The 25,719-nt window shown below is 44.6% G+C and carries 23 protein-coding genes; 18 read left to right on the top strand and 5 right to left on the bottom strand.

Annotated elements, in window-relative coordinates; genetic code table 11:
• Nucleotides 1–352: 352 nt before the first annotated feature.
• A complete protein-coding gene (locus tag EV690_RS16040; protein ID WP_131914035.1) occupies nucleotides 353–1,735 on the top strand; it encodes an ArnT family glycosyltransferase in 1,383 nt (460 codons plus the stop codon).
• Between the two features lie 72 nt (nucleotides 1,736–1,807).
• Nucleotides 1,808–2,617 carry a tRNA cyclic N6-threonylcarbamoyladenosine(37) synthase TcdA gene (tcdA, locus tag EV690_RS16035; protein ID WP_131914034.1) on the top strand — a complete coding sequence of 270 codons (810 nt, stop codon included), beginning with the start codon at nucleotides 1,808–1,810 and terminating at the stop codon, nucleotides 2,615–2,617.
• Between the two features lie 724 nt (nucleotides 2,618–3,341).
• Here the strand turns inward: tcdA and EV690_RS16025 are convergent.
• Nucleotides 3,342–3,905: a hydrolase gene (locus EV690_RS16025; protein WP_131914032.1), complete on the bottom strand. Its 564-nt coding sequence runs from the start codon at nucleotides 3,903–3,905 to the stop codon at nucleotides 3,342–3,344.
• 193 nt (nucleotides 3,906–4,098) lie between these two features.
• Between EV690_RS16025 and EV690_RS16020 the strand changes: the two genes are divergently transcribed.
• The 5 genes from EV690_RS16020 (at nucleotide 4,099) to EV690_RS16000 (ending at nucleotide 9,120) form a co-directional block, all read left to right on the top strand.
• Nucleotides 4,099–4,503, top strand: a complete 405-nt coding sequence (locus tag EV690_RS16020; protein WP_131914031.1) for a hypothetical protein — start codon at nucleotides 4,099–4,101, stop codon at nucleotides 4,501–4,503.
• Between the two features lie 142 nt (nucleotides 4,504–4,645).
• Nucleotides 4,646–5,545, top strand: coding sequence for an aspartoacylase (locus EV690_RS16015; RefSeq protein ID WP_131914030.1), 900 nt, complete (start codon nucleotides 4,646–4,648; stop codon nucleotides 5,543–5,545).
• 33 nt (nucleotides 5,546–5,578) lie between these two features.
• Entirely contained in the window at nucleotides 5,579–7,246 is a 1,668-nt protein-coding gene (locus tag EV690_RS16010) for a VRR-NUC domain-containing protein (protein WP_131914029.1), read from the top strand.
• A gap of 767 nt (nucleotides 7,247–8,013) precedes the next feature.
• Nucleotides 8,014–8,589, top strand: coding sequence for a hypothetical protein (locus EV690_RS16005; protein ID WP_131914028.1), 576 nt, complete (start codon nucleotides 8,014–8,016; stop codon nucleotides 8,587–8,589).
• Between the two features lie 282 nt (nucleotides 8,590–8,871).
• Nucleotides 8,872–9,120, top strand: coding sequence for a TIGR04076 family protein (locus EV690_RS16000; protein WP_131914027.1), 249 nt, complete (start codon nucleotides 8,872–8,874; stop codon nucleotides 9,118–9,120).
• A 574-nt stretch (nucleotides 9,121–9,694) separates the two neighbouring features.
• On the opposite strand, the gene EV690_RS15995 is transcribed toward EV690_RS16000, so the two are convergent.
• Complete coding sequence (locus EV690_RS15995; protein WP_131914026.1) at nucleotides 9,695–10,855, bottom strand: ROK family transcriptional regulator; 1,161 nt, start codon at nucleotides 10,853–10,855, stop codon at nucleotides 9,695–9,697.
• A gap of 152 nt (nucleotides 10,856–11,007) precedes the next feature.
• Here EV690_RS15995 and EV690_RS15990 point away from each other — a divergent pair, with 152 nt between their 5' ends.
• The 6 genes from EV690_RS15990 (at nucleotide 11,008) to EV690_RS15965 (ending at nucleotide 16,672) form a co-directional block, all read left to right on the top strand.
• The gene (locus EV690_RS15990) at nucleotides 11,008–12,249 is read left to right on the top strand and encodes an extracellular solute-binding protein (protein WP_131914025.1); all 1,242 of its coding nucleotides are present in this window, start codon (nucleotides 11,008–11,010) and stop codon (nucleotides 12,247–12,249) included.
• An 11-nt stretch (nucleotides 12,250–12,260) separates the two neighbouring features.
• Complete coding sequence (locus tag EV690_RS15985) at nucleotides 12,261–13,148, top strand: carbohydrate ABC transporter permease (protein WP_131914024.1); 888 nt, start codon at nucleotides 12,261–12,263, stop codon at nucleotides 13,146–13,148.
• Between the two features lie 4 nt (nucleotides 13,149–13,152).
• Nucleotides 13,153–13,995, top strand: a complete 843-nt coding sequence (locus EV690_RS15980) for a carbohydrate ABC transporter permease (protein ID WP_131914023.1) — start codon at nucleotides 13,153–13,155, stop codon at nucleotides 13,993–13,995.
• 93 nt (nucleotides 13,996–14,088) lie between these two features.
• The gene (locus tag EV690_RS15975) at nucleotides 14,089–15,048 is read left to right on the top strand and encodes a carbohydrate kinase family protein (protein WP_131914022.1); all 960 of its coding nucleotides are present in this window, start codon (nucleotides 14,089–14,091) and stop codon (nucleotides 15,046–15,048) included.
• Complete coding sequence (locus EV690_RS15970) at nucleotides 15,041–16,111, top strand: ABC transporter ATP-binding protein (RefSeq protein ID WP_131914021.1); 1,071 nt, start codon at nucleotides 15,041–15,043, stop codon at nucleotides 16,109–16,111. The genes EV690_RS15975 and EV690_RS15970 overlap by 8 nt, the downstream gene beginning before the upstream one ends.
• Before the next feature lie 180 nt (nucleotides 16,112–16,291).
• Nucleotides 16,292–16,672, top strand: a complete 381-nt coding sequence (locus EV690_RS15965; protein WP_165872787.1) for a DUF4168 domain-containing protein — start codon at nucleotides 16,292–16,294, stop codon at nucleotides 16,670–16,672.
• Between the two features lie 53 nt (nucleotides 16,673–16,725).
• On the opposite strand, the gene gntU is transcribed toward EV690_RS15965, so the two are convergent.
• A complete protein-coding gene (gene gntU / locus EV690_RS15960; RefSeq protein ID WP_131914019.1) occupies nucleotides 16,726–18,072 on the bottom strand; it encodes a gluconate transporter in 1,347 nt (448 codons plus the stop codon).
• A gap of 286 nt (nucleotides 18,073–18,358) precedes the next feature.
• Here gntU and EV690_RS15955 point away from each other — a divergent pair, with 286 nt between their 5' ends.
• The 3 genes from EV690_RS15955 (at nucleotide 18,359) to EV690_RS15945 (ending at nucleotide 21,439) form a co-directional block, all read left to right on the top strand.
• On the top strand, nucleotides 18,359–18,889 hold the full coding sequence (locus tag EV690_RS15955; RefSeq protein WP_131914018.1) for a gluconokinase: 531 nt from the start codon (nucleotides 18,359–18,361) through the stop codon (nucleotides 18,887–18,889).
• Nucleotides 18,890–18,899: 10 nt separating this feature from the next.
• Nucleotides 18,900–20,702 (top strand): phosphogluconate dehydratase, encoded by a 1,803-nt coding sequence (gene edd / locus EV690_RS15950; protein WP_165872794.1) that lies wholly within the window; start codon nucleotides 18,900–18,902, stop codon nucleotides 20,700–20,702.
• Between the two features lie 92 nt (nucleotides 20,703–20,794).
• Nucleotides 20,795–21,439 carry a bifunctional 4-hydroxy-2-oxoglutarate aldolase/2-dehydro-3-deoxy-phosphogluconate aldolase gene (locus EV690_RS15945; RefSeq protein WP_131914016.1) on the top strand — a complete coding sequence of 215 codons (645 nt, stop codon included), beginning with the start codon at nucleotides 20,795–20,797 and terminating at the stop codon, nucleotides 21,437–21,439.
• Here the strand turns inward: EV690_RS15945 and gntR are convergent, their stop codons facing one another.
• Nucleotides 21,440–22,441 (bottom strand): gluconate operon transcriptional repressor GntR, encoded by a 1,002-nt coding sequence (gene gntR / locus EV690_RS15940; RefSeq protein ID WP_131914015.1) that lies wholly within the window; start codon nucleotides 22,439–22,441, stop codon nucleotides 21,440–21,442.
• 229 nt (nucleotides 22,442–22,670) lie between these two features.
• Entirely contained in the window at nucleotides 22,671–23,459 is a 789-nt protein-coding gene (locus tag EV690_RS15935; protein ID WP_131914014.1) for an SDR family oxidoreductase, read from the bottom strand.
• Nucleotides 23,460–23,831: 372 nt separating this feature from the next.
• Between EV690_RS15935 and EV690_RS15930 the strand changes: the two genes are divergently transcribed.
• Together EV690_RS15930 and EV690_RS15925 are read left to right on the top strand one after the other, a co-directional pair.
• Nucleotides 23,832–24,740 (top strand): DMT family transporter, encoded by a 909-nt coding sequence (locus EV690_RS15930; protein WP_131914013.1) that lies wholly within the window; start codon nucleotides 23,832–23,834, stop codon nucleotides 24,738–24,740.
• A gap of 56 nt (nucleotides 24,741–24,796) precedes the next feature.
• Entirely contained in the window at nucleotides 24,797–25,633 is an 837-nt protein-coding gene (locus EV690_RS15925) for a DNA ligase (protein WP_131914012.1), read from the top strand.
• Nucleotides 25,634–25,719: the final 86 nt, after the last annotated feature.

Here is a 25,719-nt window from a genome sequence, read left to right as displayed (position 1 = left end):
CTTTATGAGTGTTACTGTACTATTTAACAACCAGATATAATGATAAAATCATTAATATAAGCCATCCATTATCTGTCCAACAGAACTCGTTGAAGCGCCTCTAAACAAGGCTTAAATATTATTGCTATTCGCTTTTAACTTTATATCAGACCTGTATCTTCATGCTAAAAATACTAACTAAAATCAGCCTGTTTTAATCATAGAAAATCTTATAAGTTCAGCTTATTCAATATGTTTAGCCTCCTAATACAGCCTAATAAAAATATTGACAAATAGATTATCTAAAGGTATAAAACACATCCTCACCATCAAAATTCATAAAATTACTGCCCAATAATTAACAAATAAAAACATGCAAAATTCAGATAAAAAAATAATAAATTACTTATTAGTTATATTTTTCTCAGCGGTCCTATATGGTGGTAACGCATTACATAGTGGGCTCCGCCTTGATAGTGTTATGTATGCAGACATTGCTAAAAATATATTGCTATATAAGTCATATTTCATTTTACACCTCAATGATAATATCTATTTGAATAAACCTCCGCTATTATTCTGGATCGTAGCATTTTTTATAAAAATATTTGGCTCGTCACCATATGCAATACAGATATCAGCCATGTTTAATGCTATATTGATGAATATAGCTGCATATCATTTATTCAAAATAATATTTAAAGAATCAAACTTATCCTTTTTAGCTCTATTTTGTATGAATTCTACGTTTGTTATTTACAAGCATACACATTCATTAAAGATGGAAAGTTTAACTTCATTTTTCATTTTGATTTCTTTAATTGGATTCATTCATTATTTAAACAAAAATAAAATCGCTTATCTTGCTTTATTTGCATTAGGTATCGGTGGAGGAATTTTGGCAAAAGGGTTTTTAGGTTTAGTTCCTATTCCTATCACAGCCCTATTTTTTATATTTTCAAAAGAAAAATATAATCTAAAAACATTTTATTACTATATTTTAGCTATATTGGCTGGAATTTTAATTAGTGGTTGGTGGTATGTTTATATCTCTTTGCATAGTGACTTCTTCCACGTATTCTTTGTCAGTCAATCAATTGATAGGCTCGCAGGCAATGCAAGCAATACCGTAGGTACACATTATGATGCAATGCCTATATATCAGTATATAAAACTAATGCTAAGAGATTATTTTTATTACCTCCCATTTTTTATTTATGGTTGTTATAAATTTTATAAAGAAAGAGCAAATTTCGATTCTATCGGTTTAAAAGTGGTAGTCATTAGCACAATATTCAACTTCATAATTATTCATTTCATAACGACAAGAGATGAGCGATACATGTTTGAATTCTACCTAACTGCGAATCTATTTACTGCATATGGCTTACATCATGTCGTTAAAAAATTAGGTTTTAATTACAGAAACCTTATTAAAGTCATTCCAATTATTTTTCTGTGTGTCATCGCTTGGAGTCCATCACCTCTATCCAAACCCACATACAACCATTTAAGTTTACTACCAAGAATAAGTAAACAATCTCATTTGCCTATTTTAGTTGACTTCAGCCTATTAACTGGTGACTATAATCGCTCTGCTATAAACTACTTTTTATCCGGAAAATATTCACGAATAACAAAAATACAGCCAGGACATTACATTACTGTTTATGATATTAATAAACATCTAAATATTCCACATAAGGTCCTTTTTAAGGATGATACGGTTAAAATAGCAGTCATAGATAGTAAATAACTATTCCATCGTATAGTTAAACTTTTATAACGCATTTTAAATGTTATAATTAACTTTTTATAGATAACGCTCATGTCATATCAACAACGTTTTGGTGGAATTGCACGACTTTACGGCAATCGAGCTTTAGAACAATTTCAAGCAAGCCATGTCTGCGTCATCGGGATCGGTGGCGTCGGCTCATGGGCAGCGGAGGCTCTGGCACGCAGCGGCATCGGTCAGATCACTCTTGTTGATTTAGACGATGTCTGCGTCACCAATACCAATCGCCAATTGCATACACTCACTACCACCATCGGTCAGCCAAAAACCGACGTCATTCAAGCGCGAATCCTACAGATTAACCCTGAGGCGAAATGCGCCATTATCGATGACTTTATTACCGCTGATAATGTATCGGAGTATATAGATAACCGGTTTGATTATGTGATTGATGCGATTGACAGTGTTAAAGCTAAAACAGCACTGCTGGCCCACTGTAAACGCAACAAAATTAAGGTAATCACCGTGGGGGGTGCGGGCGGACAGATCGATCCAACTCAGATCAAAGTGGCCGACTTAGCCAAAACAATTCAAGATCCATTGGCTTCAAAAGTGCGAAGCGAATTAAGACGCCGTTACAATTTCAGTAAAAACCCCAAACGTAAATTTGGCATTGAATGCGTGTTCTCTACTGAACAGTTAATCTATCCAGATAATAATGGCGAAATCTGTAGCACCAAAAATACCGATGGCAGTATGCGGATGAACTGTTCTGGTGGGTTTGGCGCCGCAACGCATGTCACTGCATCGTTTGGCATGATCGCCGCAGGCCAGGTGCTAAAAAAACTAGCCATGCAAAGCGTACCAAATCGTTCTTCGGATTCAGAAAAATCTGAATAAAAGCAACTTCGCCCGAACGCTATCACATCGTAGCCCGGCAGTAACGAAGTGAATGCCGGGATAACCAACAGCACTTTGCCCAGCGTAGCCCAGCACTAGCGAAGCGGATGCCGGGACAATCCACGACACTTAGCCCATCGTAGCCCGGCAGTAGCGAAGCGGATGCCGGGACAATCCACAGCTCCTTGCCCAGCGTAGCCCGGCAGTAGCGAAGCGGATGCCGGGGCAATCCACAACACCTTGCCTATCGTAGCCCGGCAGTAGCGAAGTGAATGCCGGGATAACCAACAACAAACACCTTGCCCATCGTAGCCTGGCAGTAGCGAAGTGAATGCCGGGACAATCCACAACACCTTGCCCATCAGAGCCCAGCAGTAGCGAAGTGAATGCCGGGATAACCAACAGCACTTTGCCCAGCGTAGCCCGGCAGTAGCGAAGCGGATGCCGGGACAATCCACAACACCTTACCCATCAGAGCCCAGCAGTAGCGAAGTGAATGTCGGGATAACCAACAACACTTTGCCCAGCGTAGCCCGGCAGTAGCGAAGCGGATGCCGGGACAATCCACAACACCTTACCCATCAGAGCCCAGCAGTAGCGAAGTGAATGCCGGGACAACCAACAGCACTTTACCCATTGCTAAAGGCCTATAAAAGAAAATGCCAGTCAATTTAACTTAACTGGCATTCACCTGATATAAAACCTTTATAGCCAAGCGCTGTGCTTATAACGCCAGATCGTGACTGGTGACAACGTTGGCAATGCGCGGAAAAATCACATCCATCGACATTTTATGTTGATCGGCGGCAAATGTGGCACAAGCGTCTTCAACCACCACCATGTTGTAGTTTAATTCCCAACCATGACGAACCGTTGATTCAACCCCTATGTTCGTTGCCACACCACCAATCACAATTGTATCGATACCGCGACGGCGTAATTGCAGATCCAAGCCTGTCCCCGTAAAGGCTCCCCACTGGTGTTTAAGGACAACGAGATCACCTTCTTGTTGTAACCCATCCGCAAAATCCATCCAGCCTTCAGGTAACCCTCCGTCAGGATGGGCCGCAGCTTGATCGGCGTTCCCTTGAGGGGCATCAGAAAATTGCGCATTCCAGCCTACATGCACTAACACAACCGGAGCTCCCGCATTTCTAAATTTTTCAGCCAGATCCTTACCTTTTTGTAAAACGGCATCAGAGCTATAGGGGGCGGTTTGCTTAGCCAAAATTCCTTTTTGTAAATCGATTAAAACTAAAGCGGTTTGTTTTGGATTAAGCGTTAACATAGAGTCTTTTTCCTGTGCAGTATTGAATAATCAAAGGATGCGGCTTTAAAATAGCGAGTGATTATTATGCACCATACAACTAGTCAGTCAATTTCTACAAGCGAGTAACAACCTAATAATAATAGGGTCAGCCTGCATCATACTGGCCATTTGAAAATAAAATTAAACGGCTCATAACCAATACAGGGGCACAATGATGAATATTCACCGCTACAAAATATCACTCATGTTTCTGGCCTTATTCCCGTTCACGTTTCTCGTGTTAACCAGCACCGCTCAAGCTGACCCGCAACACCACTCAAATCATGCCGTAAAAATTGATCCGCTACTCACCATACTACTTCATAAAAGAGCGAAAGAGCATATTGTTAAACCCGTTGTTGCCAGTGTCTTACTGAAAGAAAACTCAGCTGCTGTACTCGAACAAATTCGCCAAAGTGGAGCCAGCGTAATCTCGCATTCAAAAAATTATCCACTGCTCACCATCGGCCTTGAGAGCACTCAACAGCTACATGCACTGGCCCACATCGAAGGAATTGAACAGATCCACTCGGTCTATCCATCGGTTGGTGATTCTGATTTTGATCCCGGCAAATAATTCGCCGGGCAATTGCAACGCGACCCTATAACCACACGATTAGTGAATATAAATTCATTTTAAAAGAATAAAAAGCGGTTGTTCATCGGTTCAATTGATCATAAGCTTTGAAGTAATTGATTCGTTAATGAAGAGAAGTTTTGTGGAAAAAATTAACTCAGTCGCCATCTTAGGTGGCACTCATGGCAATGAATTTTCGGGAATTTATCTATTAAAAAAATGGCATAAACATTCCGAGCAAATTTCTCGCCCCACACTGAATGTTGAAACACTGCTAGCCAATCCAAAAGCCTTTGCGGCCAACAAACGTTATCTAGATGCGGATCTCAACCGCCAGTTTCGCACCGACCTGCTCGCCGATCCCACCCTTGGCAATTACGAACAATCTCGCGCTAAAGCGTTAAGTTTGTATTTAGGTAGTAAAGAGCAACCTAAATTTGATTTTGTGCTGGATCTTCACAACACCACCAGCAACATGGGCCCCTGCCTACTATTGGTTCAACAACACCCCATGTACAACCTGATGGCAGGCTACGTGAAACTCAAAATGCCGCAGGTTAATATCTCTCGCGATGAAGATCATAAAAGCAAAGATGAACACCATCTGTTAGCCACAATGGGCAAATTTGGCGTCATTGTCGAAGTAGGGCCACAGCCACAAGGTTGTCTGCGCCATGATGTGCTGGCGTGGATGGAAGAACTCACCGGGCATATACTCGATTTTCTAGAGCTGTATAATAATGACCAGCTGCCTGAACTGCCTAAAAGTGTCGAAGCCTATCGCTTTATAGAAGAAGTGAAAATTCCACTGGATGAAAACGGCGAGCGGGCCGGCATGGTTCATCAGGCATTAGAAGGCAACGATTTTAAACCGCTGAAAAAAGGTGACCCAATGTATATCACCTTTGATGACGAAGTGATCCCTTACCAAGGCGAACAAACGGTTTATCCAAACTTCATCAATGAAGCGGCTTATTATGACAATAACCTAGCAATGTCTCTTTCAGAAAAAGTGACTATCGACGTTTATAGCACCCAGTAATCGCTGTGCGTCGAGCTCACTCGGCGCAAGTGAATGACTGATTTATCTGTAGAATTACCGGCGGATTACTACCTCACCAATTTTTGGCGGCTCGTTGAAGGGGTCGTCGAACGCTACAACGATCTACTCACTGAGCAAGAGTTACAACTCTTAGCAACACTGCGCTCCTTATCACTCGATGCGCAAAAGCTATATGTGCGAATGCTCTGCCGCAAGGGTGAACTGTTTCGTTCTGATAAATTTAATTATCCGGAAATAGCCAATATTCCGAGCGCTATCGATCAACTCAGTGAGCATTCACTTATTCAGTGTACGCAGCCACAGGACTGGGAGATATTAGGTCAGCTATTAACCGCTAGTGAGTTAAAAACTCAGCTTAAAAAATGTCCTGAAAAGCCAAAATTAACCGGCCTTAAAAAAGCCGACCTGATCGAGCAGTTAGCCCACCAACCGATCCCTCGATTTAAATTTACCATCATTCAACTGCTTGAGAATCACTGGTTAAAGCTCTTTGACTTATTGTATTTTAATAACACTCGACAAAGTCTGACTGACTTTGTGCTCTCAGACCTGCAACTGGTCCGTTATGAGCACTATCGCCTCGACCAACAAAACCGTTTGTATCAAAGCCGAGCGCAGATAGACCAGGCCCTGCAACTTAGCGAAATTGCCGATGAATTAGAAACCCAACCTAAAAATGGCGATTGGTCAGTGGGTGAATACTTACAGCGCATCCCCGCTAATCTAGATCATCCGGCCCTGTTAAGGCGAATGGTCCGGCTCACAGAAAAGCTGGCACGCGAATACGAGCGCCGTGCTCAACTTAGTGAAGCACTGGCCCTGTACCGAGACATCGACAGTATTTTTAGCCGCGAGCGCGAGGTTCGGATTTTATCCGGACTGGCCCCATCCCAAGCATTGGCAAAACTCGATGCGATGTTGGCCGCGCCAGCCAATTTAAGTGAGCAACAATTTGCACAGAATTTTGCTTATCGGTTGCACAAAAAGCTAAAACAGCCGGTAACCGAACCTGAAAATATCAACTATCAGCGCATTGACTGGCCAGCCCCAGTGATAGAACACGCCCCAGAAGCCAGTGCTTTGGTCCTTTTAAACGCCCAAGGCTGGCAAGGGGTACACTGCGAAAATGCCTTGATTAACGGCATACTGGCGCTGACGATTTGGCCGGCGTTATTTAACGATGAGATCGAGGGCGTCTTTTTTCATCCGTTTCAGGCAGGCCCAGCGGATCTACATGCCCGCGATTTTTGTGACAAACGCCAACCCATGTTGGATGACTTACTCAATCAAATAACCTCAGCCAGTTGGCCTGAGCAAGTTTTAAAACGCTACCAACAAAAACAGGGATTTGCCAACCCCCTATTTGACTGGCAAGCTCTGCCAAAGAATTTGCTTGAAGCAGCTCTTTGGCACATCCCGGCTCGCATTTGGCAGCAACTTTTTCGCTATCAACTCTTTGACCTGCGCCTGACCCGAGCCGGTATGCCCGACTTATTTATCTGGAATGAGCACAATTATGGCTGGTTAGAGGTCAAAGGCCCCAACGATAAACTGCAAAACAACCAGTTATTATGGCTCAAACAACTGATGAAATTAAATCAGCCCGTCGCCGTTTGTTACCTTGGCCATCAAAACGTTACAGAAATTTGCCCAATTGAATTCGTGACAGTTCGACCATAATATTCTTTGGCCACTTGCAAATAAGCATAATCATTTTAACTGCCCCCCAACCACGCATAAAAACATCTCGCAGCCATGATGATTTGTGAGAGCTAAATCGTATCGTCATATAATTTATTACTACTTTTGACTTAACTATTAATTATCAGCGAGTTATTGAGGGTGAATAGCGTCTGATCCCAATCAAAAAATGACCAATTAGACATAGAATTCTATATTGAGCGCTTTACAATGAAAATAATCAGTTGCCTCCCCTCGCCGTATTTCGCTGCTGGATTGCACATTCAGCTCAGCGCTCTGATCGGTCGCAATAGCCTTTAATCGACATCGTCCGACAGGAATCGCTATGATTTTCTGGGGCGGTAGCGTGCCGGTTACAGCTGAACATATAACTTGCATGCGCACTGGCGCATCTACCTGAATCGCCTTAACAGCGTGATGTCCGAGTTAATTGAAAAAACTGTATCAGTCCACAGCATTATTTTGATGGATAGAAAATCAAAGCGCATTTTGTAACCTTGTTTGCACACTTTGCTTTTAAGAAGATGACTAAAATACTTATAAATCATTGGATTATAAAATATGACTGGATAGTTATTGTGCATGATAAGAAGAAATATCGTGCGTGCACACTTTGCTCCTGAGTGTATTTAAACAATAGCGGATAACTATTTGATAAATCATTAGTTATCGAAATTTAGAATAAAAGTGTACAGGCAGTTTTTGAGTGTGCACGATATAAAAATGTTAGAAATCTAGGAGGATTTTTGGATATACAAAATTTAATACCATTGATTAATACAGTAATGTTATTAGTAATCTTCTTTTACCAAAAGAACAAAAATAAAATTCTGGTAGATCGAATAGCACAACAAGAAAAAATCCTAAGTGAAACCAAAGGGATCATTCTTCACCAATCTACAGCGATAGACAGTCAAAGTAAGGTTGTGGATACAGCAATAAAATATTCGGAATCTTTCTCAGTTGAAAAATTGGAAATGCTAATCCGTAAGGAAATTAGTTTAGAGCAGAAAGAAGAACAAGGAAAAATTAAAAATGCATTAGAGAGTAAAGTAAGAGCAAAAGATGAACGAATAGAAAAGCTAGAGCTAGCTTCACAAAAGGTGATGGATATTGCCAGTAGAACTATTAGCGACCTGTTATTCCCAACTATGGGGGCGTTGGTGAAAGTATTAATTATTCTGCCAGATGAGCTAAAGAATAAAATCCTTAATGACATAGATGATGGTTCAGCAAAGGAAATGTTGGTATCAATCCTTACCGATGTAGAAAAACAAATGGCGGAGAAAATTTCTAACAAGACGAATAAATTGACAAAATAATTGTCACGAATTTTGTTTCCCAAAATATCGCGACAACTATTTTGCAACTGTTCTATGCGTTATGCAATGAGAGATTTCTCACAGACAAACTTTAAGAGATATAAAATAGACATGGTCGATATAGAAGGAATTCTGACTAAACTTAAAGAAAATGAATCATCATTTTATAGGGATTCAGATCGGGTTTGGTTGTTGAAGCTAAAAGATTGTAAAAATATAACTGATGAACAGAAGCTAAGAATAGATCAGATAATCGAAATGTAACGAGGCGAAGCAAATACAATGAAAGTAAAACTTACAATTATTGAAAGTAAATGCAGAGCACATCATCATAAGACTGGTGAAGAATATATAGTAGAAGACCTTTGTCCACCAATATGTCATGAATTATGGCAATGTATTTATCCTTGCGTGTATACATTATTAAATGGTGGCAATCTCGATTATGGAAATAAAAAAGCGAAGCAATTTTGTTTCAAATGTCCGGATCAAGGACGTGTAACCATACACGGCGAGTTAATTGAAGAGTAATGATAACCTACACGTTAATAGAAAATAAAAACAGGGAAAAAATAACTCAGTTATGATTGGGGAAATCTTTTTGGCTTCTATCGGACATTTTCTGTAAGGGTTATCTGGCTGACAGTTTCGGGATCGGACTAAGAGGCGATTGATTTATATCGGGTAGAGCTGGTGAGCCTGATTTCAGGATTGGTTTGTGTAAATACAGTTTACTTCGAAGAAAGAAAATTTCTAGCCTAATAAAGTTACGGTAAATTAATACTGGGCAAAAGAAGTAAGCCGATAATTCTTAAATGTAAAATTGTTTTGTTGTGGAGTAAAACAGTTTAAATGGATGTCCCCTACTCAAACAAAACTTGCATGTAAAACATCAATTTTGACAAATCTAACAATTACAACATTAAGGTGAATAGGTTAAAATGGCTGAAATTCTACCGATAGCAGCAAGTTGTATCAAATCCGGTAGAGCTGGTTTTCAGTCTTCTTACTTCTATCATATTCGCTAAATAAGTTTATTGAAGGAAAATGAAGTCAGACAATATCTGCCTTTATGACATTCCCCCAATGAATGCATGTCAGCTGGTTACTCTTGCGACAATGCACGCTCAATGAGCATAATAGGCAAAGCGGCGGCACCTAATGGTGCGGCATCACGGCCAGTTTTCCCCACTCGAATACGCAGCTCATCCGGCAATTTAGAGCGTACCGAACGATGCAAAGGGCTTAATCGTTGCACCAATTTAGTTAGAATCGCTTCAGGGATCATTCCGCCAATCACAATCGATTGCGCATCAAACAAACACTCAATGATATTAATCGCCTGGCGGGTCGCGGGGATAGCTGAATCCAACCACAAATTTAACTGCTCATCATCAAGTGCTAATAAGCCTTCCGGTGTTGCTTTTTCACCAGTTAATCCGCACATTTCATAGGCAGCTTGCAAAGACAGATAACGCTCCAAACAGCCATGATTACCACAGAAACAAAGTCTTCCATCGCTTTGCACTATAATGTGGCCTATTTCACCAGAATTGTGCGAACAGCCGTCATAAATTTGCCCATTCAGGTACAATCCTGCCCCTAATCCTTGGTTAATACATAGGTAAACAAACGAGTGTAATTGGGTCGCAGCACCATACAATCGCTCCCCTAAAGCAGCGGCAGTTGCATCATTAGCGACCCATACTGGAAGGTGAAATTCATCCTCTAATTCATTGTTAATATTTACCTTTTCCCAACCATGCAAAGTCGTTGGGCCTTCACTGGTAATGCCTTCGACATCAAAAGGTCCGGGCATCACCCAGCCGATTCCGAGCAATTTTTCCCAATCAAATTCAGTACTATGGCGCAATTTATGCAACAATTTTTTAACCTGAGATAGAATTTGCTCGGGTTGGGAGCTTGGCAGCGTTATTTCGTGACGTTCAAGAGGATGGCCAGCTAAATCGACTACGATCAGAGTTAACAGCCCTTGATCAACGTGGATCCCAATCGAGCAAGCACCATCAGGGGCAATAGACAGTGGTATCGCGGGTTGTCCTCGCCCGGAACGTAGCGGTTGATGGGATTTAAGCCATCCGGCCTTTTCTAATTCGCGTGTAATGTTCGAAACCGTTTGCGGTGTTAAATGAGTCAGGCGCGCAATTTCAGCCCGAGTCAGTTTTCCATGTAAACGAACCGTTTCAAGCACAACTCGGCGATTGTGTAATTTGGCATGTTCAAGGTTAGTTCCTGATAGTGTCATTTTATAAAGCCCGGTGCACTTAAGCCCAAAGTAAGGACGATAAATTGCTTAAAATATGAAGGCATTATTATGCTAGAAATTAAAGCAATCAAATTGATTTAATTAATAGTACTTAGACTGCAAAAAACGGATTTATCAAAAGGAGTTAAGCTATGACATTAAATAAAAGTTGGCTGGCACTATCGATGACAGCCGCAATGAGCGTCAGTGTTTACGCTCATGCCAATACGACCATCAACGCCTTGTTTATGTCTCAAGCTGCCTATAGCAAGAGTGACATTCAGGCGATGACCCAAGGATTCGAAAAAGCAAATCCAGATATTAAGGTCAATCTAGAATTCGTTCCCTATGAAGCCTTACACGATAAGATTATCGCGGCCAAAGGTGCCGGCGCTAACGGTTATGATGTGGTGCTTTATGATGTCATTTGGCCTGCTGAGTTTGCCAAATTTGGCATTTTAAAAGATGTCACCAAGCGAATTAAGCCCTCCTGGCAAGATAAAATATTTAAAGGGGCCTGGACAACCGTTAAATATGACCATAAATACTGGGGGATGCCCTGGATTTTAGATACCAAATATCTGTTCTATAACAAAAAAATGCTTAAAGAAGCAGGTATTACCCATCCCCCGAGAACGCTCAGCGAGCTTTCTGAGCAAGCTAAGATCATCAAAGATAAAGGCTTAGTAAAATATCCTATGGTCTGGAGCTGGGCACAATCAGAAGCGCTGATTTGCGATTACACCACCTTAGTGTCTAGCTATAACGGTGTATTCTTCAAAGATGGTAAACCGCAGTTTGCTTCTGGTGGTTCACTTAAAGCGGTTCAGTTTATGAAAAAAACGTTAACTGACAAGCTCTCCAACCCCAACTCGCGAGAATACTTAGAAGAAGACGTACGTAAAGTCTTCTCAAGCGGCGATGCAGCCTTTGCCCTGAACTGGACCTACATGTACAACCTTGCAAACGATCCAAAACAAAGTCAGGTTGCCGGCGATGTTGGCGTTGAGCCTATGCCCGGGGAACATCTTGGTGATGTGGGTGCAGTCAATGGCTCGATGGGACTTGGGATCACCAGCAATAGCCAACATCCAGATGCTGACTGGAAATTTATCAGCTATCTGACTTCACAAAAAGTTCAGGACAAATACTCAAAACTGAGCCTCCCCATCTGGAAAGCCTCTTATGACAAACCCGCCGTTCTAAAAGGCCAGAAAGAACTCGTCGAAGCAGCGAAAATATCCATTGGTGCCATGCTTGCGCGGCCTCAGACAGCACAATATCCACGTCTGTCTAATACGCTTCAGCAAGCGATTCAACGTGTCCTGCAAAATAAACAAAGCGCTAGAGATGCGATGCAACAAGCTAACCAGGTTATTTCGCGGTTGCACTAAGGGGTGAATAAATGCTGACTTTGCCGCAAAGGGATCGTCGCAAAGCTTGGGGGCTTATGCTCCCAATGCTGGTGATGATGGCCTTATTAACGCTTTATCCGCTGATTCGCACCGTTTGGCTCAGTTTTACCGATGCCGCACTCATCAGCAATGGCACGGCAATCCACTGGGTGGGCTGGGAAAATTACTACTTTGCCCTCACCGACCCGGGGTTTCAGGCGGCCTTTGGTCGAAGCCTTTGGTTTACCATTTTGTCGGTAGGGATCGAGGGCATTATCGGTGTCTTGGTCGCGCTTTTGCTCAATCAGAAATTTGTCGGTCGCACACTGCTGCGCATTCTGGTGATTTTGCCATGGGCACTCCCGACGATTGTCAATGCCATGATGTGGCGGCTGAACTTTAACCCTGATTTTGGCAGTATCAATGCGCTCTTAAGTCAGTTAGGCATTATCAGCCACTATCAGAGCTGGCTGGGCTCGCCGGATCGGGCACTCTACGCAGTCATGTTTGCGGATATCTGGAAAAACTATCCACTGGTTACGTTGATGGTGTTAGCTGCCCTGCAAACCATTCCACAAGAGCTATATGAAGCGGCACGGATTGATGGCATCAAAGCCTGGATGCGGTTTAAATCGATTACCCTTCCTGCAATTCTGGCCCCACTCTGTGCGGTGTTAGTGCTGCGCACCATCGATGCTTTCAAGATTTTCGACATTATTTACGCCATGACGCGGGGCGGGCCGATGAACTCAACCAAAACGGTCAGTTTTTATGTTTACCAGCAATCATTTACCTACTTAGAAGCAGGTAGCGGAGCCGCTTATGCGCTACTTATGACGCTGGTCTGCGCCGTTTTAATCTCGCTTTATCTGTTTATTTTAAGAGCTCAGCAAAGGTGACCCCATGCCAACTCCTTTATATAAACGCATATTCATTTATTTAGCGGCACTGCTCGTTGCCATTTCGATCTTGGCACCGCTGTTATGGCTGTTTTTAATGAGTGTCAGTTCAGCCAAAGATCTCACCCAGATCCCGCTGCACTGGTTTCCTAAACACTGGGATTTCAGCCGCTACAAAGTGTTGTTAACGCTTGCGCCCAACAGCCCAGGGAGCTTGTTTCTAAAAGCCATGTTCAATAGCTTGATCACCGCCACCGGTGCAACACTGATATCGCTCTTGCTAGCTATTCCCGCAGCGTATAGCTTCTCCCGGTTCCCCGGCCGGCAATCGTGGTTAATGGCAAGTTTAGGGATGTATATGGTTCCGCCGGTCGCTTTTATTTTACCGATGTACTTTATTTTACAACGGTTAGGGCTACTCAACACTCACTGGGGGTTGATCCTCGTTTACTGCTCATTAATTTTGCCGTTTCTGACTTGGATGATAAAAAACCAATTTGATGAAATGCCACAAGATATTGAACAAGCAGCTCAGCTCGATGGCTTAGCAACCCATGCGATTCTGATCAAAATCACCTTGCCACTAGCAAAACCTGCGCTTGGCGCAGCATCGTTATTTGGCTGGTTACTCGCTTGGGATGAATTCTTCTACGCCCTACTGTTTACCAATAACGCCGATGCCAAAACATTGCCTGTAGCCATTGCTGATTTTATGGCAGGCCGCGCGACCGATGATGGCCTGATTGCCGCCACTGGCATTCTCGCCTCCGTGATTCCATTGGTCATCGCCATCGCATTGCAAAAAACACTCGTTCAAGGACTAACCGACGGTGGGACTAAAGGATAACCAAGGATATAAAACAATGGCTTTTGAGTATAAAAAAGACAAACCAATGCAAACAATAACAACATCGATAGCAAGTGCACAGGTGATTATTTTATGAGTGACAAAGCGCAATCCAATCCACTTTATATCGTTGGCAACGTTAATATCGACTTGATTATGGGCCCCTTAGATAGCTGGCCACAGCGTGGTACTGAGGTGCTTTTGCCATCCAACACCTGGCGAGTCGGCGGGAGTGCTGGCAACAGCGCCTTAGCCGCCGAAGCATTGGGGATCCCATATCGGCTTATCGCCAATAAAAGTGATGACATCTTTGGCGACTGGTTGGCTGGGCATTTTGCCAATAGCCAAAGCTGGCCAACAACACAACAGTCCACCTCGGTCACCGTTGGGATCACCCACAACGATCACGAGCGAACCTTTCTGACCGGGCAAGGGAATGTTGAGCAATTAAGTATCAATGATGTGTTAAGTCAACTACCAGAACAAAGCCACGGTCATGAGATCGTACTGCTGAGCGGCGCCTTTTTAACACTCAACCTACTGAGTCATTATCAGCAGCTGATCCAGACTTTGAAAAACCGCCAATTTAAAATTGCGCTAGACTGCGGCTGGCCTCCACAAGGATGGCAGGCGGTCCGGCCTATGGTGCAAAAATGGTTACCATGGGTTGATTTTTTACTACTCAATGAGCTGGAAGTGCTTGAACTGAGCGCTCAGAAAAATATCGAGCGGGGGGCACAACTACTTCATTCATGGCTTCCCCAACTAGCACATCTGGTCATCAAGCAGGGAGCTCAAGGGGCCAGTTGTTATAGCAATGGCCAGCTTTACCACTGCCGAACGGCGTCGGTCAATGTAGTCGATACGGTCGGCGCCGGTGATATTTTCAATACTGGTTATCTCGCTTCGATCAATGAATCGCATTCAGTTGATCGAGCATTGCAATGGGCGACGACCTTGGCAAGTTCGGCCATTTCAACTCATCCCCGGCACATTTTAAGTCGCTCACAGTTAATTTCAGACAGCAAATCAGGAGAGAAGGTCTATGGCTAACCTAGAACTTTGTCAGGTGAGTAAGAACTATGCACGTGCGCAGGTTATCAAGCCATTGGATCTGCACATTGAAGATGGCCAGTTTACGGTGTTGGTAGGCCCATCTGGCTGTGGCAAATCAACACTACTTCGCCTAATTGCAGGCCTTGAAGCGATCAGTGGCGGCGATATCTCAATTGGCTCACAAATCGTCAATCATATTGAACCGGCCAAACGCGATGTTGCGATGGTATTTCAAAGTTACGCGCTCTACCCGCACTTAACCGTCAGTGAAAACATGGCATTTCATATGAAGAGCAAAGGTGTGGATGCCGCCACCCGCCAAAAGAAAGTAGCAGCAGTGGCTCAGATTCTAGACATCACCCCACTCCTTGATCGGTTGCCAAAAGACCTCTCCGGCGGTCAACGCCAACGCGTCGCCATGGGACGCGCGATGGTACGCAATCCCAAAGTATTTTTGTTTGATGAGCCCCTTTCTAACCTTGATGCTCAATTACGCATGGAACTTCGCGCGGAAATTAAATCGCTCCACCAGCAGCTTAAGACAACCATCGTTTATGTGACGCATGATCAAGTCGAAGCGATGACACTCGCCGATAAAATCGTAGTCATGAAAGATGGTTATATCATTCAGCAAGGCTCACCGCTGGAAATTTATGACCAACCTAATTGTACCTTTGTCGCTCAGTTTATCGGCTCGCCCCCGATGAATTTGCTCGCTGGGACATTAACCCAGCAGAACGACAGATGGGTCGCAGATTGTCAGGGAATTAGGCTAGAAGTGAGTGCTAAACACGTTGCAAATCGCTTAAGTGAACAGCCGGTCACATTAGGGGTTCGTCCTAATCAGCTAAAAATTGTTAACCACAGTGACCATCCTCTTGCTACCGTGAAAGTTGTTGAGATGATGGGGGATGTCACACTGTTACATTTAGATTGGCAAGGCTATGCCATCTATTTACAACATTATGGACGCTTTGACGCAAACCCTGACCAACAACTAGCCATTGAAGTAAACGCTGAAGCGATTCATCTATTTGCCAGTGATGGAGCGCGACTATAAAAATAAACGTATGATTGATGTGATCTAGCAACCCAGATAAATCGATTTATGTAAAGAAAAGTAAGTATCCACTATCATTATACAGATTGGTAGCTATAGCCTTGATCTATACCTCTTGAGTTCGTTAGGATGGCCGGGCTGACAAGTTCAGCCTATTTTTTAATCACAAGAGAGGTATTCATGAAATCGATCCACAAGATTGCACTTAGCGCAGCCCTGGGAACGAGTTTATTCACCACAGCCATCACAGTCCAAGCCCAACCATCTAACCCGCCTTCGGCTCAGAGCAAATCACCAGCGGTTCATATCTCAGATAGTCAACTCAAACGATTTGCCCACGCTTCTGAAAAAGTGAGTCAGATATCTCATGATGCGATCAAACAATTACGCGCCACCAAAGATGCCTCAAAACAGCAAGGGATCCGCAAAAAAGCAAATAACGAAATGATCCAAGCAGTTAAAAACAACGGCTTAAGTGTGCACGAGTATAACCTCATCAGTAAAACGGTTCGCTCCCACCCAAACCTTCAGAAAAAACTACATAAAATGCTTAACTCCTAATAAAAAATTGGGGGCATTATTGGCCCCCAATCCAAGCCACATTCTACGAGTAATCAATGCACAAAAACTGATAAGACCATCGCAATGACGGCTCCGGATGTACCGATAATAGTTTCCATGACGGTCCATGTCTGTAGCGTTTGTTTTTCAGTCATCGAAAAGAAACGGTTCGCTAACCAAAATCCAGAGTCATTAACGTGCGAGAAGACAATCGCCCCACCGCCAATCGCAATGGTGACTAATGAAAGCTGCGCTCCGCTTAACCCTAAAGGTTCCAGCATCGGTAAAATCAAACCGCAAGTGGTCAGCATAGCAACCGTTGCAGAGCCCTGAATCAGGCGAACTGCCGCCGCCAAAATAAAGGCTAACAAGACCACTGGCAGGCCACTTGAAGCCAGCATGTGCCCCAACGCGCCACCAACGCCTGAATCAATCAATACCTGTTTGAAGACCCCACCGGCTCCAGTCACCAAAATAATCACGCCAGCGGGCTGAATGGCTTCGTTACACAATTCCATGATCCGGCTGGGAGCCATGTTGCGGCGAACCCCAAGCAGATAGAATGCAGCTAAGCAGGCGACGATAATCGCAGTAAACGGATGACCAATAAATTGGAGCCAGCCGTAAGCACTGGAATGGGGATCAATAAAGCGAGATGCGATGGTTTTAAGGCCAATCATCACCAACGGCAACACAACCAAGCCTAATGCTAGCGTAAAGGTTGGTTTACCGTCACCTTCACGCCCTACTTCATCGGATTTGGCATGTTCTGGTAATTCCAGATGGACTTTTTTAGCAATCAAAGCCCCCCAGATCGGTCCTCCCAGAATCATCGCCGGAATCCCGGCCAGCAAGCCGAATAAAATCATGTAACCGAAATTGGCATGCAATTGAGCAGCCACCAGAATCGGCCCAGGCGCGGGGATCAAAAAAGCCTGACACGAGGCAATCCCAGCCAACAGCGCAATCCCAATTTTCACCATGGAACCCCCACCGCGGCGGACAATGGCAAATGCCAGACCAATCAACAAGACCACAGCCACATCAAAAAACAGTGGCAAAGCACAGATAAAACCGGTTACCGCAATGGCCCAATGTGCTCGCTTTTCACCAAAGTGGTTGAGCAAAGTATGCGCGATTTGATCCAAAGCACCAGTGGCTTCCATCACCTTTCCGAACATCGCGCCGAGTGCGACAACAACAGCGACGAACCCAAGTGTCCCCCCCATCCCTTTTTCGATTGTTTTGGCTATTTGGCTTGGCTCCATTCCGGAACAAAGACCAGCGAGCATTGCCACGATGATCAATGAGACCACGGCATGCAGGCGCACCTTCATCACTAAAAAAAGCAGCAAGACTATCGAGCCAACTGCCGTGAGGATCAATGAAATATCAGACATGACCAAAATCCTTATTTTTGCTACAGACTTCACATTCTCGTAAGTTACCGGTAACATGATACGGGTAACAATAATACCATTGGAAGCAGAGATACTTATTAACTTTCAAAAATGCGGTAGCTGTCAAAAAAATGGAAAAATTATGACTTTCCAGCGAATCACTTACACCTCTTTCGCTTGCTATGACAAAGCCCTTTTTTGATTCAAGCACCAGCGCATTGCGGCTTGGTTCGAGAACAAAGTGTCGAGACTAATTGTGGTATCTAAAACTGGTAAAGGGTAAAAAATGGAAAATTCAACACGCGGATTATGTGTCGTTCTGATGGGAGTCTCCAGCAGCGGTAAATCATCAGTCGGCAGCGCTCTGGCCAAGGCCATTGACGCAAAATTCATCGATGGTGATGACTTACATCCAAAAGCGAACATCCTGAAGATGTCAGAAGGGGCGCCTCTTAATGATGATGACCGCTCCCCGTGGTTAGAACGCATTCGCGATGCGGCCTTTAGTATCGGCCATAAAAGTGAACAAGGCGTCATTGTCTGTTCGGCATTAAAGCGCCGTTATCGGAATACCATTCGTGATGGCAACCCGCACCTTATTTTTTTACACCTTTACGGCGATATCGAGCTGGTCAGTCGACGGATGCGTCAGCGTGAAAATCACTTTATGCCGCAGAGTTTACTGCAAAGTCAATTCGACGCGCTAGAAATGCCAAGTCATGATGAGACCGATGTGTTCACGATTAGTATTGATGGTGACTTTAACCAGGTCGTGGATCGCTGCGTCAGTGCTGTCGCTAAACATATCGAACAATAATCGGAGTTGCATCATGAATCCAACCATTGTGGCGGTCACCGAGCGGATTGCCAAACGCAGCCACAACTTGCGCCAAGCCTATCTGCAACGGCTTGATGCCGCCGCGCAAGAAGGGCCCAAACGTGGCCAGATTAGTTGCGGAAATCTCGCGCACACCGTAGCGGCCTGTAGTCATAGTCAAAAAAATCAGATTCTTGATTTGACCCGGCTCAACATGGCGATTGTGACCGCCTATAACGACATGCTCAGTGCTCATCAGCCTTATCAGTATTATCCTGATGAGCTGAAAAAGGTACTCACTGATTTAGGTCATAGTGCTCAAGTGGCTGGCGGCGTTGCAGCCATGTGTGACGGCGTTACCCAAGGCCAAGATGGCATGGAGTTGTCGCTGTTTTCGCGCGATAACATTGCTCAGAGCACCGCAATTGCGTTAAGCCACCAGACCTTTGATGGCACGTTACTTTTGGGAATTTGCGATAAAATTGCCCCGGGGCAATTGATGGGGGCACTGAGTTTTTCACATCTGCCCACCATGTTCGTGCCTGCTGGCCCGATGACGACCGGCATTAGCAATGAAGAAAAAGTGACCGTGCGCCAACGTTACGCGGCCGGACAAACCGATAAACACGCACTGCAAGAAATGGAATGCCAAGCTTATCATTCCCCTGGCACCTGCACTTTCTATGGCACCGCCAATACCAACCAGCTGGTTTTTGAAGCAATGGGGCTGATGCTACCAGGCAGTGCTTTTGTCCATCCCGACAGCCCGCTTCGCCACGAACTCACCGCCTTCAGCGCCCGCCAAATGGTAAAAATTAGTCGCTCGGGGGACTATCGTCCAATTGGCCGCGTCGTCGATGAAAAGTCCTTAGTCAATGGCTTGGTTGCGCTGTTAGCTTCGGGGGGTTCAACCAACCACACGATTCACATGGTGGCACTGGCGCGAGCTGCGGGACTTATTTTAACTTGGGACGATATTGCTGAGCTCTCTGCAGCCGTGCCACTGATGGCCCGCATCTATCCAAATGGCCCCGCCGATGTCAACCAGTTTCATGCCGCTGGCGGCGTCCCGTTGCTGTTGAAAACGCTCAACGAGCAACAAATGTTACACACCGATGTACTGACCTGCTATGGCACGCTGGCCGATTACTTTAAAGTTCCGACTCTCATCAATGATCAGTTAGTTTGGCAGGATGTTCCAAAGAGCAGCAATCCTGAAATTATTGCCAGCGCCAGCGAACCATTCTCGAGCCATGGTGGGTTAGCCCTTTTAGCTGGGAATTTAGGCCGAGGAGTGATGAAGATCAGTGCGGTTAAGCCAATTCACCGTAAAATATGTGCACCCGCTCGTGTTTTTGATTCGCAAAATGCTGTTGAAGCTGCCTACAAACGGGATGAATTTCAACAAGATTGTGTGATTGTGGTACGTTATAATGGCCCTTCAGCCAACGGCATGCCTGAGTTACATAAGTTAATGCCAATTTTAGCTAACTTGATGAAACAAGGGTTGCAGGTAGCTCTGATAACCGATGGGCGTCTGTCAGGAGCCTCGGGGAAAGTCCCCTCCGTGTTGCATATCACTCCCGAAGCCAAGCGCGGTGGCCCGCTAAGCCAGTTAAAAGACGGCGACATCATCGCTATCGATGCTGAATCGGGTTCGATGATGTGTCACAGTGACTTGACTAACAGACCGATAACCGGACCTCAGCAGTGGCAGCAACAAGGATGTGGTCGAGAGCTTTTTACCGCATTTCGTCATTGTGTAACGAGTGCTGAGCAAGGCGCAACAATTTTGTTTAACCCTGAGTTTTAATGGGTGCCTGAGCGACAATGTCGCTGCAAATAAGAATATTTCGACACCAATTGAGCGCGGGTAAAAGCCAACTCAACAATTAAGGAATCATTATGTCAAAAGTGACTGCCGCTCAGGTTTTTGCGGCTTCTCCGATCATCCCGGTGATGGTTATTGACGATGTTAAAGATGCACTTCCATTAGCTAAAGCCTTGGCTGACGGCGGTATTAATGTCTTTGAAATCACGCTGCGAACAGATGCAGCCATTGCATCCATTGCCGCTATCAGTCAAGAAATGCCGGATGCTATCGTCGGTGCTGGCACCGTGATCAACCCTAAGCAGTACCAGGCCGCATTAGATGCCGGAGCTCAGTTTGTTATCTCTCCTGGATTTAGCCCTGAACTGCTAGAATTCAGCCAAACTAAAGAAGTCCCTTATATTCCAGGCGTTGCAACAGCCTCGGAAATGATCACAGCACTGAGCTATGGTTTGGATCATCTGAAATTCTTCCCAGCTGAAGCCAACGGTGGCGCCCCCGTGCTCAAGGCGGTCAGTGCAGCCCTGCCGCAGATCAAATTCTGCCCAACAGGCGGAGTAAAAGAAGCGAATCTGGCCAACTATCTTGCTTTAGATTGCGTCGGCACAGTCGGTGGCACTTGGATGATTCCAGCCGCCGCGATCCAAAGTCAAAGCTGGGCAGAAATCACCCAGCTTAGTAAAAAAGCATGTGAATTGGTCGCATCTTTACGCGGCTAGTTAAATGCTTGCGCCACGCGCAATTTGAAAGCCTAAGTCGGTCATCGGCTTAGGCTTTATATCTTTTTCAAGACAAGCCAGTAACTGCTCAGCGGCTTTTTGTCCAATAGCCTCACGTGGCGTAATGACAGAGGCAAGCTTTGGCGTTAACGTTTGACCAATATCTAAACCATGAAATCCAGCAATGGCTAATTGTTTAGGAATCGCAATATTCTGGCGCTGGCACTCAAATACGGCCCCTACCGCTAAATCGTCATTGGTACAAAAAATACCGTCGCAATTTGGATATTGCGCCAATACCTTCCGTAGTAATTCAGAACCTAGAGAGAATGACGAGGGTTGTTCTGTCAGTACCGAATGCGGTTCGAACCCTGCCTCTTGCATCGCTTGCTGATAGCCTTGTTGCTTAAGCTTGGTTCGGGTATCGAGCCGTGCGCCTAGATAGATAATCTGCCGATAGCCACTGGCGAGCATTGTCGCAACCATCTGTCTGGCGGCTTCACGGTTATTAAAACCAACAACCGGATAATTCATGGGATCATCGGTTTCAACCATCTCGATGACGGGGATCCCCGCACTTGCGATCACTCGCTCCGTACGCGGGGTATGAATGCGATCGCTCAGTAACAGACCATCGATGTTATAGGACAAAAGTGATTCGATGCGGCGTTCTTCGATTTTTGGATCATAACCGTAGTGGGCTAACATCGTTTGATAACCACTGACTTCGGTGACTGATTCTAAACCGCGCAATAGTTCGGCAAACACTTGGTTGGTTAATGACGGCAGCAACACCCCAATCGCATGGCTTTTAGCATTCGATAAAATATCTGGCGCTCGACTGGGAACATAGCCAAGTTCATCGATGACCTCTTGAATGCGCTCGGCAGTTTTTGCTGCCACCTGCTTGGGATTGCGCAGATAACGGCTCACCGTCATCTTGGTAACCCCCACCAATTGGGCCACATCAGTTAAAGTTGGGCGTTTGTGAACTCCACTCATAAGCTTCAATGTTACAGTAACATTTCTCTATACTAACGAATTAGTGGGCAAATGCTAGTTTTTTCAATCACACTCGCCCATGTTGCTGTTCTTTTGTCTCGTTTTATTCATAATCTATTGTTTCATAATGATTTCATGCCTTTCGAAAAATCTAGGCATAACCCATTTTTCGGCAATGATAACAACCGACTATGCAGCCATTGGTAAGCTAATACGCCCTCAACTCCAATTAGATGCCACTGATTAATCCACCATCACAACGCACTTTGGAGCCAGTCACATAACTTGCTTGCTCACTCAATAAAAACGCGGCAACGGCGGCAAACTCTTCAACTTTGCCATAACGAGCCACTGGAATTTGGGCACAGGCTTGCTCCCGTATTTTTTCGATTGGCAATCCCTGACGTTGAGCCGCAGCCGCATCGAGTGAATCAACGCGCTGAGTATGAATTCGCCCAGGAATTAAAACATTGCTCGTAATGCCAAATGGTGCCAGCTCGTTGGATAAACTTTTTGACCAACCGACCAACGCACTACGCAATGTATTAGAAATACCGAGGTTAGCAATCGGTGCTTCGACGCCGCTAGAGGTCACCGTCAGGATGCGTCCCCACTGTTGAGCTTTCATCGGTTCAATAAACTGCCGAGTCATCTCCATTAACGAGGCGATCATCGTCTGAAAATAACTTAACCATTCCTCATGCTCGACTTCAGAGGCCATGCCTGGACGCGGACCCCCGCTATTATTAACCAGAATATCTAGCCCCTGCCAAGACGCTTTAACTTGATCGATAGTCGCTTGAACACTGTCCCAGTCACTTAAATCCACACAAGAGGTTAAAACTTCAGCGCCCGTTGCCGCATGCAGTTTGTCGGCCTGCTCTTGAAGTTTGTCACTCGAGCGACCACACAACATGACTTTAGCCCCTTCTTTAGCTAACTCACTGGCGATTCCTAGCCCTAAACCTTGTGATGAAGCCATCACCAGTGCTCGTTTACCTTGTATATGTAGATCCATAAAAACGCCTCAATTGTTGTCGGTTCATTGAATGGAGAATCATCGATTCTAACAGTTCAGCCACTTTAAGTTTACCGCTTAAAATCAGCCCGTTGTTTATAGTAACAGGTCATAACCTTGCGCCATATCGCCTCAAGCGAATCGCCCTATTCAGTGTTAGTCAACCAGCTGAACTGGTAATTTTTCACTCAAGCTAACAGTGCGGATTGCCATCACCATATCGAAGTTGCGACCATGCCAATCGTCACTGCCATTGAGACGGCTAAATGAATACGACAAGTGAGCCGTGATGACTTTAGCCCTTAATGAATTAAGTCGCTCTGAGGTCGGTAACTATGCTATGGTCTCTTTTTTATTGTTGATTTTTTATGCATGCTTCAATCACAGTCCCAAGCCTACATTTACGGCATCATTGCAGTCTTGCTCTGGTCAACTGTTGCGACCGCTTTTAAGTTAGCCTTAGGTTATCTAACCCCGCTGCAATTGATAGCCATCGCGTCATTCAGTTCAACGATTGTTCTTGGCGTGATGATCAGCATACAAGGCAAGCTCACTCTGTGTCTTAAGTATCTCAAACGTCATTTTGGATATTACTTACTGCTTGGGCTGATCAATCCTTTTGGTTACTACTTTATTTTATTTCAGGCCTATGATCGCTTGCCGGCCCAACAAGCCCAACCACTGAACTATAGCTGGGCTATCACACTAAGTCTCATGGCGGCGGTATTACTCGGACACAAACTGACCCGCGGCGATATTGGGGCAATGCTGCTGGGCTATTTGGGAGTGGTTGTCATTGCCACTCAAGGCAATTTTTTAGCACTGCACTTTACCAGTCTTAGCGGTGTTGCATTGGCGTTATTGAGTACCTTATTTTGGGCACTATATTGGATTTTAAACCAGCGCCGGAATGATGACCCAGTGGCTGGGCTGTTTTGCGGATTTTTGCTCAGTCAGCCAGTAATTTGGGGCACTTGCCTGATAACTGAGCCGTTAATCCATCTGCATTGGCAGGCCCTCGCCGGCGGAGTCTATGTCGGATTATTCGAGATGGGGATTACATTTGTCTGTTGGGTTATGGCACTGAAAAAAACAGAGAAAACCGCACGAATTTCGAATTTGATTTTTATCTCGCCATTTTTATCTTTGTTTTTTATCAACAAATTCCTCCATGAAAATATTCACCATGCGACTTATACGGGGCTGATACTGATCATTGCCGGGCTGATGATCCAACAGTACTCGAACCGTCGCAGCGTAAAACCAATACCAGAGGATTGACATCTCTTTTGCTCACCTTATTATTAATATAAAACTCAATAACAAGGTGAAATAAGATGCGTTCGTTCACGTCAGCGATACTCCCCGCGATCTTCTCTGCCCTGCCTCTCGTCGTAATTGCCCATCCCATTTCTGTTCAATTAGCCATGAATTACCAGAACCAAGATGTCCTTCACTACCTCGTTAGTGAAAAGTACGATGGTATTCGCGCATATTGGGATGGGAAGCAACTCTGGACCCGCCATGGCAACCGGATTAAAGCTCCCAAAAGTTTCACGAAAGGTTTCCCCAATCAGCCGTTAGATGGCGAATTATGGATTGATTTTGGCCATTTCAGTGATATGGAAGGGTTAATTCAACAGCAGACCAGTACCGATAAACAATGGCAAAACGTCCACTATATGGTATTTGACCTCCCTGCAGATAAATCCCCATTTGCCATACGCTACCAACATCTACAAAAAGTGCTTACAGCCAAATCACCGCGTCATATTCAATTGGTCAGGCAATTTAGTGTTGAAAACACTCAGGCTCTTTTAAACCAATTGGACAAAGTCGTGGCGCATCACGGCGAAGGGCTCGTCTTACATCGCAAAAATGCACTCTATATGAGTGGCCGTAGCGGTCATCTTTTAAAATTAAAACCTTATAAAGATGATGAAGCAGTTGTCATCGGTTATCGCGATGGACATGGTAAATACCAAGGGTTAGTGGGTGCCTTAAAAGTAAGAATGGCCGATGGGACAACGTTTGCGATTGGCAGTGGCTTAAGCGATGAATTGCGTGTTCATCCTCCTAAACTAGGTTCCATGATTACCTTTCGGTATAACGGCATGACCAGTCATGATATTCCCCGCTTTGCTCGCTTTGTCAGGATGTATCATCGTTTATAAAAAGATATGAAAACGTCAGAACCGATTCGTGGATTGTCATTCGATAGACTTACCAGATAGATAGAATTAGGATATCGGATGAGTTC

It is taken from the genome of Celerinatantimonas diazotrophica (assembly GCF_004339545.1).
Classification (GTDB): domain Bacteria; phylum Pseudomonadota; class Gammaproteobacteria; order Enterobacterales; family Celerinatantimonadaceae; genus Celerinatantimonas; species Celerinatantimonas diazotrophica.
The sequence above is the reverse complement of the archived record's forward strand: the minus strand, read 5'-3'. Positions and strand labels throughout refer to the sequence as shown.

What these genes read in the sequence shown, in the direction of transcription:
- EV690_RS16040 (WP_131914035.1), top strand. Translation starts at nt 353, where the DNA reads ATGCAAAATTCAGATAAAAAAATAATAAATTACTTATTAGTTATATTT.
- tcdA (WP_131914034.1), top strand. Translation starts at nt 1,808, where the DNA reads ATGTCATATCAACAACGTTTTGGTGGAATTGCACGACTTTACGGCAAT.
- EV690_RS16025 (WP_131914032.1), bottom strand. Translation starts at nt 3,905, where the DNA reads ATGTTAACGCTTAATCCAAAACAAACCGCTTTAGTTTTAATCGATTTA.
- EV690_RS16020 (WP_131914031.1), top strand. Translation starts at nt 4,099, where the DNA reads ATGATGAATATTCACCGCTACAAAATATCACTCATGTTTCTGGCCTTA.
- EV690_RS16010 (WP_131914029.1), top strand. Translation starts at nt 5,579, where the DNA reads ATGACTGATTTATCTGTAGAATTACCGGCGGATTACTACCTCACCAAT.
- EV690_RS16000 (WP_131914027.1), top strand. Translation starts at nt 8,872, where the DNA reads ATGAAAGTAAAACTTACAATTATTGAAAGTAAATGCAGAGCACATCAT.
- EV690_RS15995 (WP_131914026.1), bottom strand. Translation starts at nt 10,855, where the DNA reads ATGACACTATCAGGAACTAACCTTGAACATGCCAAATTACACAATCGC.
- EV690_RS15990 (WP_131914025.1), top strand. Translation starts at nt 11,008, where the DNA reads ATGACATTAAATAAAAGTTGGCTGGCACTATCGATGACAGCCGCAATG.
- EV690_RS15985 (WP_131914024.1), top strand. Translation starts at nt 12,261, where the DNA reads ATGCTGACTTTGCCGCAAAGGGATCGTCGCAAAGCTTGGGGGCTTATG.
- EV690_RS15980 (WP_131914023.1), top strand. Translation starts at nt 13,153, where the DNA reads ATGCCAACTCCTTTATATAAACGCATATTCATTTATTTAGCGGCACTG.
- EV690_RS15975 (WP_131914022.1), top strand. Translation starts at nt 14,089, where the DNA reads ATGAGTGACAAAGCGCAATCCAATCCACTTTATATCGTTGGCAACGTT.
- EV690_RS15970 (WP_131914021.1), top strand. Translation starts at nt 15,041, where the DNA reads ATGGCTAACCTAGAACTTTGTCAGGTGAGTAAGAACTATGCACGTGCG.
- EV690_RS15965 (WP_165872787.1), top strand. Translation starts at nt 16,292, where the DNA reads ATGAAATCGATCCACAAGATTGCACTTAGCGCAGCCCTGGGAACGAGT.
- gntU (WP_131914019.1), bottom strand. Translation starts at nt 18,072, where the DNA reads ATGTCTGATATTTCATTGATCCTCACGGCAGTTGGCTCGATAGTCTTG.
- EV690_RS15955 (WP_131914018.1), top strand. Translation starts at nt 18,359, where the DNA reads ATGGAAAATTCAACACGCGGATTATGTGTCGTTCTGATGGGAGTCTCC.
- EV690_RS15945 (WP_131914016.1), top strand. Translation starts at nt 20,795, where the DNA reads ATGTCAAAAGTGACTGCCGCTCAGGTTTTTGCGGCTTCTCCGATCATC.
- gntR (WP_131914015.1), bottom strand. Translation starts at nt 22,441, where the DNA reads ATGAGTGGAGTTCACAAACGCCCAACTTTAACTGATGTGGCCCAATTG.
- EV690_RS15935 (WP_131914014.1), bottom strand. Translation starts at nt 23,459, where the DNA reads ATGGATCTACATATACAAGGTAAACGAGCACTGGTGATGGCTTCATCA.
- EV690_RS15930 (WP_131914013.1), top strand. Translation starts at nt 23,832, where the DNA reads ATGCTTCAATCACAGTCCCAAGCCTACATTTACGGCATCATTGCAGTC.
- EV690_RS15925 (WP_131914012.1), top strand. Translation starts at nt 24,797, where the DNA reads ATGCGTTCGTTCACGTCAGCGATACTCCCCGCGATCTTCTCTGCCCTG.